Source organism: Caballeronia sp. GAWG1-5s-s (assembly GCF_023631445.1).
Lineage (GTDB): Bacteria > Pseudomonadota > Gammaproteobacteria > Burkholderiales > Burkholderiaceae > Caballeronia.
This window is the reverse complement of the sequence record NZ_JALQDC010000003.1, coordinates 127960-142770: the sequence shown is the minus strand read 5'-3', so window position 1 is coordinate 142770 and position 14811 is coordinate 127960. Positions and strand designations below refer to the sequence as shown.

At 64.5% G+C, this 14811-nt stretch carries 13 protein-coding genes and 1 tRNA gene; 5 read left to right on the top strand and 9 right to left on the bottom strand.

The window, feature by feature from the left end; all coding sequences use genetic code 11:
• Positions 1 to 11: 11 nt before the first annotated feature.
• The 8 genes from NCR34_RS03125 to recA form a co-directional block, all read right to left on the bottom strand.
• Entirely contained in the window at positions 12 to 1835 is a 1824-nt protein-coding gene (locus NCR34_RS03125; protein WP_248321304.1) for a PglL family O-oligosaccharyltransferase, read from the bottom strand.
• 136 nt (positions 1836 to 1971) lie between these two features.
• Positions 1972 to 2565, bottom strand: a complete 594-nt coding sequence (locus NCR34_RS03120; RefSeq protein WP_256465379.1) for a pilin — start codon at positions 2563 to 2565, stop codon at positions 1972 to 1974.
• Between the two features lie 121 nt (positions 2566 to 2686).
• On the bottom strand, positions 2687 to 3385 hold the full coding sequence (locus NCR34_RS03115) for a TerC family protein (RefSeq protein ID WP_248321302.1): 699 nt from the start codon (positions 3383 to 3385) through the stop codon (positions 2687 to 2689).
• A 124-nt stretch (positions 3386 to 3509) separates the two neighbouring features.
• Positions 3510 to 4391: a succinate--CoA ligase subunit alpha gene (gene sucD, locus NCR34_RS03110; protein WP_175939552.1), complete on the bottom strand. Its 882-nt coding sequence runs from the start codon at positions 4389 to 4391 to the stop codon at positions 3510 to 3512.
• A gap of 99 nt (positions 4392 to 4490) precedes the next feature.
• Positions 4491 to 5657, bottom strand: a complete 1167-nt coding sequence (gene sucC / locus NCR34_RS03105; RefSeq protein ID WP_248321301.1) for an ADP-forming succinate--CoA ligase subunit beta — start codon at positions 5655 to 5657, stop codon at positions 4491 to 4493.
• 120 nt (positions 5658 to 5777) lie between these two features.
• Complete coding sequence (locus NCR34_RS03100) at positions 5778 to 6404, bottom strand: DUF2889 domain-containing protein (RefSeq protein WP_248321299.1); 627 nt, start codon at positions 6402 to 6404, stop codon at positions 5778 to 5780.
• 121 nt (positions 6405 to 6525) lie between these two features.
• Positions 6526 to 6963 (bottom strand): recombination regulator RecX, encoded by a 438-nt coding sequence (gene recX, locus NCR34_RS28320; RefSeq protein WP_502800039.1) that lies wholly within the window; start codon positions 6961 to 6963, stop codon positions 6526 to 6528.
• Positions 6964 to 7723: 760 nt separating this feature from the next.
• Positions 7724 to 8794: a recombinase RecA gene (recA, locus tag NCR34_RS03090; RefSeq protein ID WP_175939548.1), complete on the bottom strand. Its 1071-nt coding sequence runs from the start codon at positions 8792 to 8794 to the stop codon at positions 7724 to 7726.
• 261 nt (positions 8795 to 9055) lie between these two features.
• Here recA and NCR34_RS03085 point away from each other — a divergent pair, with 261 nt between their 5' ends.
• The 5 genes from NCR34_RS03085 to NCR34_RS03065 all read left to right on the top strand — a co-directional run bounded on the left by NCR34_RS03085 (position 9056) and on the right by NCR34_RS03065 (position 14124).
• Positions 9056 to 9772: a response regulator transcription factor gene (locus NCR34_RS03085; RefSeq protein WP_248321297.1), complete on the top strand. Its 717-nt coding sequence runs from the start codon at positions 9056 to 9058 to the stop codon at positions 9770 to 9772.
• An 11-nt stretch (positions 9773 to 9783) separates the two neighbouring features.
• Entirely contained in the window at positions 9784 to 11379 is a 1596-nt protein-coding gene (locus NCR34_RS03080) for a sensor histidine kinase (RefSeq protein ID WP_250499037.1), read from the top strand.
• 228 nt (positions 11380 to 11607) lie between these two features.
• Positions 11608 to 13266, top strand: a complete 1659-nt coding sequence (locus tag NCR34_RS03075; RefSeq protein ID WP_175939545.1) for an MFS transporter — start codon at positions 11608 to 11610, stop codon at positions 13264 to 13266.
• 96 nt (positions 13267 to 13362) lie between these two features.
• Positions 13363 to 13439 (top strand) — tRNA-Met (locus NCR34_RS03070).
• Between the two features lie 43 nt (positions 13440 to 13482).
• Positions 13483 to 14124 carry a hypothetical protein gene (locus NCR34_RS03065; protein ID WP_250499036.1) on the top strand — a complete coding sequence of 214 codons (642 nt, stop codon included), beginning with the start codon at positions 13483 to 13485 and terminating at the stop codon, positions 14122 to 14124.
• 270 nt (positions 14125 to 14394) lie between these two features.
• Here the strand turns inward: NCR34_RS03065 and NCR34_RS03060 are convergent, their stop codons facing one another.
• Complete coding sequence (locus NCR34_RS03060) at positions 14395 to 14781, bottom strand: hypothetical protein (protein WP_248321293.1); 387 nt, start codon at positions 14779 to 14781, stop codon at positions 14395 to 14397.
• Between the last annotated feature and the right edge of the window lie 30 nt (positions 14782 to 14811).

Genomic DNA, 14811 nt, shown 5'->3' with positions numbered 1-14811 from the left:
CGGGCCGGCGCTTACTCGTCGGCGTCGTCGTCCGTCGAGGAATCCGTTCCCTCCGGCGCCCCATACCGCTTGACCAGATCGGCCCTGAAGCCCGCCAACGGCGCACCGATTTCATCGACGGATCGATACACCGACGCAAGCTGCGTCGGCCAGTCATGGAGTTGGGTCGCGAAGATTTGCAGACGCGCCATCGTATCCATTGCTTCGCTGCGCTGACCCGCGAGCGCCTGCAACACCGCGTAACGGCGCAGCACCGTCTCGCCGGGCAACAACGCGATGGCCTGCCGATGCGCCGCCAGCTTCGCTTCGATGTCCTGCGCGTTCATCGGCAGCAGCGTCGCCGCGCCATACTCGCCCCACGCGCCGAACAGGAACGAAGGATCGTCGCGATACTGCTCCGCCGGCCGCGAGCCGTAGTACAGCACCTCGGCGCGGTTGTAGTCGCGCATCGTCGGATACAGCGCGATCAGACCCGCCACGACGAGAAAGACGTAACCGCCGTACGAGACCGGCCGCGCCACGAGCCGCAGCGGCCGCGTCTCGAGAAGACCGATCACGAGCATCGCGGGCATTAGAAAGAACATGTACTGCTGCGGATACTCGACGAGCGCGTGCATCATCAGCACGCCGAGCAGCGAAAGCGCGAAGACGCGCGCCGGCGTGTGCGGCGCCCGCAGCACGCGGATCAGCCACAAGACGATGCCCGCCACGAGCACCGCCACGCCGAGCAGCCCGGTCTTCGCCAACAGGTCGATGAAGATATCGTGCGCGTTGTTCGCAATCTCGACGCCGCCGAGCTCGCGCACCATGTCGAACTGATAGCGCGGAAACTCGCCCCAGCCGACGCCGAGCAGCGGATGCGTCTTGAACATCGTCCAGCCATACTTCCACAGCGCGAGACGCGGCGCGATCTGATTGGCGTCCTGCATGCGCTCCGCCGCCGATTGCGCGAGATCCAGTTGATAGCGCACGTTCACCCAGCGCACCACGGCATTCACCGCCACGAAGAGCACGGCAAGCACGAACGGCACGACCCATGCGCGGAGGTCGCGCCCCTCGCGTCCTTCGCTTCCGGTCGGGCCGTCGAGGTCGTCAGCCGCGCCGGGGCGTCGGCGGATGAAGGCCATCCACAATCCGGCGACGACGATCACCGCCGTTTGCAGCCACGGTCCGCGCGACACGGTGAGCGCGAGCCCGAACGAAAGCACCGCCGACACCACGAGCCAGATCACGAGCGGCATGCGGCGCGTCTGCACGAGATACATCGCCCCTGCCAGGCCGAACGAGATGACGGTCGCGAGATGGTTCGCCTGCGCCATGTTCCCGAAGAGCCGCCGTTCCGTCGCGACGTTGTAGGCCACGACCAAAGGCGCGAATCGCGCTTCCATATGGAACAACTGCACGGTCTGGCAGAACACCGCGAAAAGGCCGCCCGCCAGCAACGCGGCAGCGCCGATGCGCAACGCCTTCTCCGACAGCCCCGCGCGCACCAGCCCGAACCCCGTATGCACGGCCACGAACGATGCGAGCAGATAGGCGCCGCCGAGCCAGTTCATCGAAGGCTGCGCGACCGGCAGCAGCACCGTCTGCGCGACGAGCACGATGCCGAACGCGAGCGGCATCAGCGCGACCACCGGCGACGCGAACGGCACGCGCGGTTCCGAAACGCGCACGAGTATGGCGACCGTGGCTCCGAGCGCAAGATACAAGGCCAACGCGCTGTATTCGGCGTAGAACGTCGGGATCGGATACGTATGGTTGACGACGCCGAACGGAATCGTCAACGCAAGACACAGAACGGCAAAGCAAAGGTAGCGCGCGAATTGGGAAGGCATGAGGGGCTGGGAACGTCGGGAACCGGCGCACTATACAAAACTTTGCGTCCGCTGTGCGCCGCGCACCCGCAAATGCTACGAAATCCACCGGTTCCCGCGCCGCGCTCACGCCTCCCGTTTACCGCATGCACGTCGCTCAGGCGCGGCACTCCGGCGGCGCGAGATTCGCCGGCAGCGTCGCGGCTTGCGTGGGCGCAGGTCCCGCGCCCGGCGCAGGCAGCGACGAAGCGGCCTTGCCTGCCGCGAAGCATTCCCACGTGATCGTGCCCGCCTGCACCGAGCCACGCGTCAGCGCGACGCGAGCCGTCGGTGTATCGGCGTTATCGGGCGCCGAAGGCACGAGCACCAGCGTATTCGATCCGGCCGGCGCGACGCGCGTCGTGTAGGCGATCGTGATCTGGCCGGTGTCGCTGTCGACGTGGATGGATTCGATATTGCGCGTGGCCGGCGGCGACGCATACGCGCTCGCCAGATCCGCGCCGCTCGCGGCATTCTCGGCCACTGCGAGCCGCGCAGACGACGCGAGCGACATGCCCTCGCCCACGCGGCTACGCGACAAATAATCCTGATACGCGGGAATCGCGTAAGCCGCGACGACGCCCACGATCGCCAGCACGATCATCAACTCGATCAGCGTGAAACCACGCGCGCCTGCCTGCGCGCGTTTCAGCCATGCACCGAAGCCGTCGCCCTCGCGCGGCGCATTTACATCCGAAACCATGCTCGTCATTGCCACTCCCTGAAAGACACGAAGCGTCGGCCGCGATATGCGAACCGAACGCTTCGATGGTAGGGAGGGCGCGCAGGCCGCGACAGTCGGCCATTCGGCTAACGCCGGCGTGGGTGGGAAGTCAGCCCGTGCTCGCGAGCGCGCGGCGCTTCATCAGCCAGCCCGCCGCGATCACGAGCGCCGCGCCGGCGAGGCGCGCGGCATACCCCGCCACTTCGGTGTTGAGCGCGGGCCAGCGGTCGATGAACGGATCGTCGATGATGAGTCCGCCCGCGATCCATCCGAGCAAGCCCGCGCCGAGCAGCACGACGATCGGGAAGCGGTCGAGCAGCTTCAGCACCAGCGTGCTGCCCCACACGATCAGCGGAATGCTCACGACGAGCCCGAAAATCACAAGCACGAAGCGGTGCTGTGGGTCCGCGGTCTCGGCCGCGCCCGCGATCGCAATCACGTTGTCGAGACTCATCACCGCGTCCGCGACGATGATCGTCTTGACGGCGGCCCAGAGCTTGTCCGACGAACTGATGTGAGGCTCGTCGTGGCCGGGTTGCAGGAGCTTCATGCCGATCCACAGAAGCAGCAAGCCGCCGACGAACTTGAGGAACGGGATATCGAGCAGGAACACCGCGAACGCGATCAGCACGACGCGCAGAACAATGGCGCCGAGCGTGCCGAGCACGATGCCGCGCGTGCGCTGCGTGGCGGGAAGATCGCGGCAGGCGAGCGCGATCACGACGGCGTTGTCGCCCCCGAGCAGAATGTCGATGACGATGATTTGCAGAACCGCGCCCCAATGGAGCGTCGAGAAGAATTCGAGCATGGGCAGAACGAGCTGTGACCGGAAACAAAAAAGCGAGGAAGCCAACGCTCCCTCGCTTTTTCTTCGGCTTTAACGAAAGGATTCAGTAAGAGTACCAAACCCTCGTGTTGCGCGCCCGACTGCCTTAGATCACCGACTTCAGCAGGCGGCCCATCTCGGACGGATTCTTCGTGACCTTGATGCCGCACGCGTCCATGATTTCGAGCTTGGCGTCCGCCGTGTCCGCGCCGCCCGAGATCAGCGCGCCAGCATGGCCCATGCGCTTGCCCGGAGGCGCCGTCACGCCCGCGATAAAGCCGACGACCGGCTTTTTCATGTTGTCCTTGATCCAGTAAGCGGCGTTCGCTTCATCCGGACCGCCGATCTCGCCGATCATGATGACGGCGTCCGTTTCCGGATCGTCGTTGAACATCTTCATCACGTCGATGTGCTTCAGACCGTTGATCGGATCGCCGCCGATGCCGACCGCCGACGACTGGCCGAGGCCGAGCGCCGTCAGTTGGCCGACTGCTTCGTACGTCAGCGTGCCCGAACGCGACACGACACCGATGCGGCCCTTCTTGTGAATGTGACCCGGCATGATGCCGATCTTCAGTTCGTCCGGCGTGATCGTGCCGGGGCAGTTCGGTCCGAGCAGCAGCGTCTTGCGATTTTCGCGGCGCATGCGGTCCTTGATTTCGAGCATGTCGCGAACCGGAATGCCTTCCGTGATGCAGATGGCGAGATCGAGATCGGCCTCGACGGCTTCCCAGATCGCGGCGGCTGCGCCCGCGGGCGGCACGTAAATGACCGAAACGGTCGCGCCGGTTTCCGCCTTCGCTTCCTTGACGGACGCGTAGATGGGAATGCCTTCGAAGTCTTCGCCGGCCTTCTTCGGGTTCACGCCCGCAACGTACGCTTCACGGCCGTTCGCGTATTCGCGGCACGCGCGCGTGTGGAACTGGCCGGTCTTGCCGGTGATGCCCTGCGTGATGACCTTCGTGTCTTTGTTGATCAGAATCGACATGTAGTGACCTCTGTTCGTTTGGCGTCGCCAAAGCAGTTGCCTTGCGCCGCCATTCGTATCTGGTGGAACGCTCTCTTAGGCTCGGTAAGCGAAGCGCGCTTACTTGCCTTCGGCAGCCGCGACGACCTTCTGCGCGGCTTCTTCCATGCTGTCGGCCGAAATGATCGGCAGTCCCGACTCCGCCAGCATCTTCTTGCCGAGGTCTTCGTTGGTGCCCTTCATGCGCACGACGAGCGGCACCTTCAGGTCCACGGCCTTCGACGCCGCGATCACGCCTTCCGCGATGACGTCGCAGCGCATGATGCCGCCGAAGATGTTGACGAGAATCGCCTTCAGGTTCGGGTTCTTCAGCATCAGCTTGAAGGCTTCGGTGACCTTTTCGGTCGTCGCGCCGCCGCCGACGTCGAGGAAGTTCGCCGGCTCGCCGCCGAACAGCTTGATGGTGTCCATCGTCGCCATCGCGAGGCCCGCGCCGTTCACGAGGCAGCCGATGTTGCCGTCGAGCGAGATGTACGCGAGGTCGAACTTCGACGCTTCGACTTCAGCCGGATCTTCTTCGTCCAGATCGCGATACGCGACGATTTCCGGGTGACGGAAGAGCGCGTTCGAATCGAAGTTGAACTTGGCGTCGAGCGCGATCACCTTGCCGTCGCCGGTCAGGATCAGCGGGTTGATTTCGGCGAGCGATGCGTCGGTTTCGTAGAACGCCTTGTACAGGCCTTGCAGGATCGCGCGGGCTTGTGGGATCGATGCGTCAGGAATGCCGATCTTGCGCGCGAGGTCGTCCGCGTCCTTGTCTTGCAGGCCGGTCGACGGCTCGACGGCGAACTTGTGCAGCAGTTCGGGCGTCTTTTCCGCGACTTCCTCGATGTCCATGCCGCCTTCGCTCGACGCCATCACGACGATTTTCTGCGAAACGCGGTCCAGCACGAGGCCGACGTACAGTTCCTTCTTGATGTCCGCGCCTTCTTCGATCAGGAGGCGGTTCACCTTTTGGCCTTCCGGACCGGTCTGGTGCGTGACGAGCTGCATGCCGAGGATCTGGTTCGCGTACTCGCGAACCTGCTCGATCGACTTCGCGACCTTCACGCCGCCGCCCTTGCCACGGCCGCCCGCGTGAATCTGCGCCTTGACGACCCAGACCGGGCCGCCCAGCTCTTCCGCGGCCTTGACCGCATCATCCACCGAGAACACGGGTTTGCCGCGCGGGACCGCGACGCCGAATTTCCGCAGGATTTCCTTACCCTGGTACTCGTGAATCTTCATGCGTGATTCCTTCAGTCTGAGAGTTGGAGTGAACTTCTTCGATTTCGAATTGCTTGAACCGCTGATTGTTTGATTCTTGTCCGGTTGCCGGGAGCGTTCCGCGTTGGGAACGCGCGCGCGTCAGGTGTCCGGCTTTTCGCGTTCCGCCTGGCCACGATCTTCCGCCCGCGATGGCTCATGGCCGAACCAGCGCGGATAGTATTCGCGCACGGCCGGGCCGTCGAAGCGCAGCGCGTGGCAGCGGCCGAGCTGGAACGGCGGCTGAGCCGACGTCGCCTCGGCTCCGCCTTGCGCGAAAGGACTGCCGCTCTCGATGGACCACACTTCGCCGGAGAACGCCTGGATAGCGGCGGTCGGCAACACGGCGCACAGCTCGGTGAGATGCGTGCAGCCCGCCGTTCCGCGCAGGCGCGCGCCGGCTTCGCGACGAAAGTTCTGGAGCAGATTGAGTCCGATGAGCGCGCGATACGCGGAATTCGACTCGGCGCACAACGCCGCATAAGGCGCCCATTCGGAAGACGCCTCGGCGTTGACGATGGTGAGCTTGCGGTCGATGGTGATGCGCAGCCAGAGTTCATGGATCGGCAGGCCTTGCGGCCGGACGCCCGCCGCGAGCGGAAAGTCGCGGGGCTTGTCATCGGTTAGACAGGCTTCGATGTCCCACAGGCCGTCGTCCCGCTCGAACGCTTCCAGCCGAATCGCGCGACGATGGCGCAACTGTCGGGAAACGGGCGGAGAAAGAGGCATGGGACCAAAGCCGGAACGGGGAAACCGTTGAATTTTAGCATAGCAAGTATTTCGGGCCGTGCATGCGCCTGATGATTGGCGGATGCCGGCGCACGGCGCGTGGCGTGGCGTGCAGGGTGCGTCAATCGTCGCTTGGCTCGTCGATCCAGTCTTCGTCGCCGCCTTTCAGTATTTTTCCGATGGTGCTGGCCGAAAAACCGCGCGCCGCGAGAAAGCGAGCCTGTTTTCCACGCTCGGCGGGCGTCTCGGGCACGACGCCGTACTTCTTCTCCCATACGGCCTGAGCGCGCGCGGTTTCGGTTTGCGCGAGCTTGTCCGCCGTCTCGCCGATCAACGCCTCGCCCACCGCGTGCCGCTTCAATTCGTTGATGATCCGGCTGCCGCCCATGCGCGGCGCCCGACGATGAACGACGCTCTCCACGAAACGTTCGTTGGACAGCCAGCCGTCGCGCTCCAGGCTGTCGAGCGTGTTTTCGAGCGAGTCGGCTTCCTGCACGTACGGACGCAGTTTGCGCGACAGCTCCGCACGGCTGTATTCGCGGCGCGAAAGGTAGGCCAATGCGCGGCCTTTCAGCGAGCGTTGAGGCCGTCTTGGGTTGTTCGCGTCCGGTGCCTTGCGCGCTCGTTCGGTCGAGCGGCTGTACGCCGGGTCTGATGGTGGTTCGGGCGCGCACTGCTCGAATGGCTCGAACGGATCGGCGTCTTCGAAGGGATTGGAGAAGGGATCGGCGCTGTCGTCCGGTAAGCGGGCCTCTTTCGGCGGCTTGGGCGGCGCGTCGAGCTTCTGGACGGGTTGCGTCGTGGCCTGAGCGAGAAGCGAGCGCGCCTGCGCGAGACGCGCGGCGCGGTCGGGGTCTTGCGCCGCGAATGGCTCACGTGCGGCGCGTGCTGGCGCGCCCGGATTCGCATCGAGCGTCGGGTTTGCGGTCTTTGGCGACTTGGCAGCCGAGCGCGGCGACTGGACCGTCGCGAATGTTTCCGTTGCCGGTGCCCGCTCGGGTTCCTTTACGAGCCCTCGCGCCGCTCCAGATACACCGCGCGCCGGCGCGAATGGCTTCGCGTCGGCGCGTGATGTAGTGCTTCGAGTGGACCAGCGTGATTTCGTCGCTACGGCGCGCCGCTCGCTACTGCGCTCGTAACGGTCGATGCCATTGGCGTGATCGGCCGACTCACCGACGCCGCGCGCAGAAGACTCGAACGCAGCATCGTCGCCCGATTCGCCCGCGCCGTCAGACCGGCCCGCACGGCCCCGCCGAACATCGGCGCTGCCAGCCTTCGATCCGAACCGGCGCTTGAACATCGACGGTGCGGCGCGACGCTTATTCGTCGTCCGCGACTGCTGCGCCCGCGGCGACGCCATCTGCCAGCGCGGCCACACCCAGCGATTCGCGTATCTTGTTCTCGATCTCGCGTGCAATGTCCGGGTTCTCGCGCAGGAATTCCCGCGCGTTGTCCTTGCCCTGACCGATGCGATCGCCGTTATAGCTGTACCACGCGCCCGCCTTGTCGACGAGCTTGGCCTGCACGCCCAGATCGATGATTTCGCCCTGACGCGAAATGCCCTCGCCATACAGAATGTCGAAGATGGCTTCGCGGAACGGCGGCGACACCTTGTTCTTCACCACCTTCACGCGCGTTTCGTTGCCGATGACTTCGTCGTTCTTCTTGATGGACCCGATACGGCGAATGTCCAGACGCACCGACGAATAGAACTTCAGCGCGTTACCGCCCGTGGTGGTTTCCGGGTTGCCGAACATCACGCCGATCTTCATGCGGATCTGGTTGATGAAGATCACGAGGCAGTTCGTGCGCTTGATGGTACCGGTGAGCTTGCGCAGCGCCTGCGACATCAGGCGAGCTTGCAGACCCGGCAGCGAGTCGCCCATTTCGCCTTCGATTTCCGCCTTCGGCACGAGCGCCGCGACGGAGTCGATCACGATCATGTCGATGGAACCCGAGCGCACCAGCGCGTCCGCGATTTCCAGCGCCTGTTCGCCCGTGTCCGGCTGCGAGATAAGCAGTTCCTGCACGTTCACGCCGAGCTTCTGCGCGTATTGCACGTCGAGCGCGTGTTCCGCGTCGATGAATGCCGCCGTGCCGCCGATCTTCTGCATTTCGGCGATCACCTGCAGCGTGAGCGTGGTCTTGCCCGACGATTCCGGACCGTAGATCTCGACGACGCGGCCGCGCGGCAGTCCGCCCACGCCGAGCGCGATATCCAGTCCGAGCGAGCCGGTGGACACCACCTGAATGTCTTCGACCGCCTCGCCCGCGCCGAGCCGCATGATCGACCCTTTGCCGAATTGCTTCTCGATCTGCGAGAGCGCGGCAGCGAGGGCCTTGCTTTTTTCCGCAGTCATGCCAGCCGGGCCTTTCTTGCTTTCTTCCATGAATCGTCCTTTGCTATGATGAACGGCGTCTGAGGCTTGTGCTTACGGGCTGTGATGCGGATTCCGCATACTTTCGCCCGCTTTTCGCACAGATGCAGACACTGTATAAAAAAACAGTAGTTTTTGCAAGCCCGATTGCGGCGACGTGGCGTTTTTCCACGTCGCCCGAACCGCGCAAAAACCGCACAACACCCTGGAGACCGCCGCGCCGGGCGAAATGCGGTGCCGGCAATGCGCTACCGCGCATCAGGCGCACAGACGATGCGAATCCTCATTGCCGAAGACGACAGCATACTCGCGGACGGCCTCGTCCGATCACTCCGCCAATCGGGATACGCCGTCGACCATGTGAAGCATGGCGTCGAGGCGGACACCGCGCTGACGCTTCAACCGTTCGACCTGCTGATTCTCGATCTCGGGCTGCCGCTCATGCCCGGCCTCGAAGTGTTGCGCCGGCTGCGCGCGCGCAATTCGCAGATGCCCGTGCTGATCCTGACCGCCGCCGACAGCGTCGACGAGCGCGTGAAGGGCCTCGATCTCGGCGCCGACGACTATATGGCCAAGCCCTTCGCGCTCAACGAGCTCGAAGCGCGGGTGCGCGCGCTCACGCGGCGCGGCGCGGGCGGCGGGCCGACGGTCGTCAAGCATGGTTCGCTGTCGTTCGATCAGGTGGGACGCATCGCGCATATCGGCGATCAGGTAATCGACTTGTCGGCGCGCGAGCTGGGCGTGCTCGAAGTGCTGCTGCAGCGGACCGGGCGCCTCGTGTCGAAGGAACAGCTCGTCAATCACTTGTGCGAATGGGGCGAAGAAGTCAGCAACAACGCGATCGAGGTTTACGTCCACCGGCTGCGCAAGAAGATCGAGCCGAGCGGCGCGCGCATCATCACCGTGCGCGGGCTCGGCTACACGCTCGAAAAAGCGTCGAGCGGCGTAACCGGGCCGGGCGCGAGCGCGCCGTTGCCGGGTCATCACTGAGCCGGCAACGCATGGCCTCGCCCGTTTCCAGCGAACGCGCAGACGAGCCGGCGCGCACGCCGCCCTCGTCCGCGACCGCAGCCAACGCAGCCACGGCCGATTCCGACGCGCTGCGCGACGCGCGCTACGCCAATCCCTTCGCCCCGCAGGACGAGCTGGAACCGGACAGCGAGACGCATCCGCGCTCGCTCTTCGGCGAGATTCTCGACTGGATGCTCGCGCCGCTTCTGCTGCTCTGGCCGATGAGCATCGCGGTGACCTATCTGGTCGCGAAGTCCATCGCGAACGGACCGTTCGACCGCGCGCTCGAAGCGGATGCCTATGTCATCGCGCGTCAGATCCAGCCGGTCAACGGCGTCGCGGAACTGCGCCTGCCCGACGCGACGCGTGATTTTCTGCGCGCCGACAACGTCGACAGCGTGTTCTTTCAGGTGCTCGGCACGCGCGGCGAGCTGGTCGGCGGCGACCGCGACATGCCCTTGCCGCACGAAGACGACCGGCCGCAGCCGGGCGTCGTGGAGTTTCGAGACGACGTGCTGCGCGGCAACGATATTCGCGTCGCCTACACGACCGTGGACCTCCCCGCACTCGACGCCCAGAACGCGCAGCCGGTGCTCGTGCAAGTGGCCGAAACGCTCGACAAGCGAAGCCAGCTCGCCAACGACATCATCAAGGGCGTGATCCTGCCTCAGTTCGTGATCTTGCCGCTCGCCATCGTGCTCGTCTGGTTCGGGCTGTCGCGCGGGCTCGCGCCGCTGCATGCGCTGCAATCGAATATCCGCGCTCGCCGCCCCGACGATCTCTCGCCGCTCGAAGCCGGCCGCGCGCCGCCCGAGATCGCGCCGCTCGTCGCGTCGTTCAACGATCTGCTGACGCGACTCGAACAGAACATGGAGTTCCAGAAGCGCTTTATCGCCGATGCCGCGCATCAAATGAAAACGCCGCTCGCCGGCCTGCGCATGCAGGCGGAACTCGCGCTGCGGCAGGACGTGTCGAACGAAGTGCAGCGTTCGCTCGAACAGATTGCGACCAGTTCGGAACACGCCGCGCGGCTCGTTACGCAACTGCTCGCGCTGGCCCGCGCGGAAAATCGCGCGAACGGGCAGATCTTCTCGCACGTCGAGTTGACGGATCTCGCGCGCCTCGCCGTGCGCGACTGGGTGCAGGCGGCGCTCGCCAAGCGCATGGACATCGGCTACGAGGAGCCGCCGTATCCGGTCGAAGTGGAAGGCAACGCGGTGATGTTGCGCGAGATGCTCTCCAATCTGATCGACAACGCGATCCGCTACACGCCGACCGGCGGGCGCATCACCGTGCGCGTGCGGGCCGACGACACGAATCTCGATCTCGTGCATCTGGAAGTGGAAGACACCGGCCTCGGCATTCCGCCGGCCGAACGCGAGCGCGTGGTGGAGCGGTTCTATCGCATTCTCGGCCGCGAAGGCGATGGAAGCGGCCTCGGCCTTGCCATCGTCAAGGAGATCGCGACGATTCACGGCGGCACGCTCGCCATCGAGGATCACGTCTATCAGGAAGCGCCGCGGCTCGCCGGAACGCTGGTTCGCGTCAGCTTGCAGCGGGTTTATCCTGCCCGGGACAAACCCTGAGCGCGCATCCTGACACATGCCGATGAATCAGCGCGATACGCGCGGTTTGCCTGCCGATCTCAGCGCTTTATCGACCAGTAGCAGAATTTCAACGGTCCGCCCACGCCAAGAACCCAAATAGCCCGAGTCAGAACGCCGTAAGTTTTCGTTCCAATAATCCTTGCACCGGCGCCGCGCGTGCGGCCCGATGGAATCGGGAATCAGACGGAAAACCTAAGGAGACGATTCATGGCAACGGTCGAAGGGCGCATTTCGCACGCGCCGATGACGAACGAGGAGCGGAAGGTCATCTTCGCCTCGTCGCTCGGCACCGTGTTCGAGTGGTACGACTTTTATCTCGCGGGCTCGCTTGCGATCTACATCAGCAAGACGTTCTTTTCGGGCGTCAACCCGACGGCCGGCTTCATCTTCACCTTGCTGGGCTTCGCGGCGGGCTTCGCCGTGCGTCCGTTCGGCGCGATCGTGTTCGGGCGGCTCGGCGACATGGTCGGCCGCAAGTACACGTTTCTGGTGACGATCGTCATCATGGGTCTTTCCACGTTTCTGATCGGCTTTTTGCCCGGCTATGCGACCATCGGCATCGCCGCGCCGATCATCTTCATCGCGATGCGCCTGTTGCAAGGGCTCGCGCTCGGCGGCGAGTATGGCGGCGCCGCGACGTACGTGGCCGAACACGCGCCCGCCAACAAGCGCGGCGCGTGGACCGCGTGGATTCAGACGACCGCGACGCTCGGCCTCTTCATCTCCCTGATCGTGATTCTGGCCGTACGCACGGCGACCGGCGAAGAGCAGTTCGGCGCGTGGGCGTGGCGCGTGCCCTTCCTCGTGTCGATCCTGCTGCTCGCGGTGTCGGTCTGGATTCGCATGAAACTGCACGAATCGCCGGTGTTCGAGCGCATCAAGTCCGAAGGCAAGACGTCGAAGGCGCCGCTCACGGAAGCGTTCGGCGAATGGAAGAACCTGAAGATCGTGCTGCTCGCGCTGTTCGGTCTGACGGCGGGCCAGGCGGTGGTGTGGTACACGGGCCAGTTCTACTCGCTCTTCTTCCTCACGCAGACGCTGAAGGTGGACGGCACGAGCGCGAACATCATGGTGGCGGTCGCGCTGCTCATCGGCACGCCGTTCTTCGTGTTCTTCGGATCGCTGTCGGATCGCATCGGGCGCAAGCCGATCATCATGGCGGGCTGCCTGATCGCGGCGCTGACCTTCTTCCCGCTCTTCAAGGCGCTGGCGCACTACACGAACCCGACGCTCGAAGCCGCGACGCAGAAGTCGCCGATCACGGTAATCGCCAATCCGGACGAGTGCTCGTTCCAGTTCAATCCGGTGGGGACGTCGAAGTTCACGTCGTCGTGCGATATCGCGAAAAGCGCGTTGTCGAAGGCCGGCCTCAACTATCAGAACGTGGCCGCGCCCGCCGGCACGCTGGCGCAGATCAAGGTCGGCGAAACGGTCGTGAACACCTACGACGGCAAGGCCGCCGACGCCAAGGCGCAAGGCGCGGCGTTCGACAAGACGCTCGCCGGCACGCTCAAGAGCGCGGGCTACCCGGCGAAGGCCGATCCGGCGCTCATCAACTGGCCGATGGCGATTGTGATTCTGACCATCCTCGTGATCTTCGTGACGATGGTGTACGGCCCGATCGCCGCGATGCTCGTCGAGATGTTCCCGGCGCGGATTCGCTATACGTCGATGTCGCTGCCGTATCACATCGGCAATGGCTGGTTCGGCGGCTTCCTGCCTGCGACGGCTTTCGCGATCGTGGCGGCGCGCGGCGACATCTACTCGGGCTTGTGGTACCCGGTGGTGATCGCGCTCGCGACGTTCGTCATCGGCATGTTGTTCGTGAAGGACACGCGCAAGTCGAACGTGTACCACGAGGATTGATGGCGCGGGTTTAGTCTGCCCTGCCGCCGTGTCAGGAAAAACGCGCGGCAGGGGTTGACAGACGTTTCAACCGCCGCCATAATCTCGGCTTCTTTCGGCGAATTAGCTCAGTCGGTTAGAGCGACGGAATCATAATCCGCAGGTCCGGGGTTCGAGTCCCTGATTCGCCACCAGCTTCAAGAAAAAGCCGCTGCTCCCACAAGGACAGCGGCTTTTTTGTCGTCCGCATCCGCTGCAACGCCGCCCTTCCCGCAGAATCAGCCGAAGCGTCTTAATACGCCGCTAAGTCTTCGATGCCATCATGGTGTCGACGTCAAGCAGCCAGCGGCCCGCAGCCATTCGCACCGGTCCGCATGCAACTTCTTCGGGAGCTTATCCGTGAGAAAGACACCGCCGATCCGCCACGCCGCGCGCCCTACCCTGTCACCGCTTATGCGAGCGCTCAGCCAGAGCCGAGTTGCCCGTGAGCCGGTCATCGATCTGATGCTGTTGAAGTGCTACGCCGCTCTCGACGCATTCTGCCGCGCGCAAGGATCACATGCGCTTTTGACGACCCTGCGCAGTCATGTGCTAATTGCGCGGGAACTTGCTCGCATCGGTTATGCGAGCGAACGCGTGAACGAGCTCGAACGCGCAGAAGAAACGCTGACGGCGCTCGACGCCTCTCGCGCCGCGACCTCGCAGTGGAACCTCGACGCCGCCGCGCATCGTCGCCTGTGCGATGCCCTCGCGCTCTTCGCAGCACAGCTCGACGCCGCGTCCCTCGAACACATCGCCCGGGCGCAAGCGAGCGCCGTCACCCAATCGCTGATGACCGCGCGCGCAACTCCCCGCGAACTCGCGCCATCCCCAACCTGATCTGGCACGAAATGTTGCTCACCGTACATTCATACAATTCGCCCGGCGCGATACTGTTTTTGCGCACGGGGGATGTTTCAGCGCGCAACGAGAGACCAAGAAGACGGGCGGCACTCGACCGAGCCGTGGGTAAAGAATGGGCGCGATGTCTCGCGCAGGTCTTTGCCAACGTCCCGGCGAGTAGCAGGCGAAGAAGTGAACAGCCATCGCCCCGACAACGAAGTTAAAAGCCGGCAATCGCCGGCTTTTTCTTTTTCGCGAGTCGTGCGCTCAGCGGTAACGGGCGAAGATGGTCCGCGCGCACTCGTCGCACCAGCGACGCTGGGCCGCATCGGCATCCGCTTGCCAGACGTGACCGAACGCGCATTGCCACGTCAGCGACGACGCCGCGCCCGCGTGACGCGACGGCAGGAGCGCGCCGCCACGGACTTCCGCGATTGCGCGCGCCCGAGTCATTTCGGCCTCGCGCCGCTGCGTCGCGCAGTTCATGCAGCGCACGTTCTGCGACGCATCGAGCGCGTCATCCCAGTCATGCCCGCGCGTGCATGCCCAGCGGACGAACGCGTCGTCGTTCGCTTCCGCGGATGCGCGCTCGCGGTATCGCAACGCTTCGTTCATCAATGCGCGTTGTCTCTTGCCGATATATTGTTCGCTCATTGCCTCAACGCCTTCGCCCCTTCTGACGCC

What these genes read in the sequence shown, in the direction of transcription:
- NCR34_RS03125 (WP_248321304.1), bottom strand. Translation starts at nt 1,835, where the DNA reads ATGCCTTCCCAATTCGCGCGCTACCTTTGCTTTGCCGTTCTGTGTCTT.
- NCR34_RS03120 (WP_256465379.1), bottom strand. Translation starts at nt 2,565, where the DNA reads ATGACGAGCATGGTTTCGGATGTAAATGCGCCGCGCGAGGGCGACGGC.
- NCR34_RS03115 (WP_248321302.1), bottom strand. Translation starts at nt 3,385, where the DNA reads ATGCTCGAATTCTTCTCGACGCTCCATTGGGGCGCGGTTCTGCAAATC.
- sucD (WP_175939552.1), bottom strand. Translation starts at nt 4,391, where the DNA reads ATGTCGATTCTGATCAACAAAGACACGAAGGTCATCACGCAGGGCATC.
- sucC (WP_248321301.1), bottom strand. Translation starts at nt 5,657, where the DNA reads ATGAAGATTCACGAGTACCAGGGTAAGGAAATCCTGCGGAAATTCGGC.
- NCR34_RS03100 (WP_248321299.1), bottom strand. Translation starts at nt 6,404, where the DNA reads ATGCCTCTTTCTCCGCCCGTTTCCCGACAGTTGCGCCATCGTCGCGCG.
- recA (WP_175939548.1), bottom strand. Translation starts at nt 8,794, where the DNA reads ATGGAAGAAAGCAAGAAAGGCCCGGCTGGCATGACTGCGGAAAAAAGC.
- NCR34_RS03085 (WP_248321297.1), top strand. Translation starts at nt 9,056, where the DNA reads ATGCGAATCCTCATTGCCGAAGACGACAGCATACTCGCGGACGGCCTC.
- NCR34_RS03080 (WP_250499037.1), top strand. Translation starts at nt 9,784, where the DNA reads ATGGCCTCGCCCGTTTCCAGCGAACGCGCAGACGAGCCGGCGCGCACG.
- NCR34_RS03075 (WP_175939545.1), top strand. Translation starts at nt 11,608, where the DNA reads ATGGCAACGGTCGAAGGGCGCATTTCGCACGCGCCGATGACGAACGAG.
- NCR34_RS03060 (WP_248321293.1), bottom strand. Translation starts at nt 14,781, where the DNA reads ATGAGCGAACAATATATCGGCAAGAGACAACGCGCATTGATGAACGAA.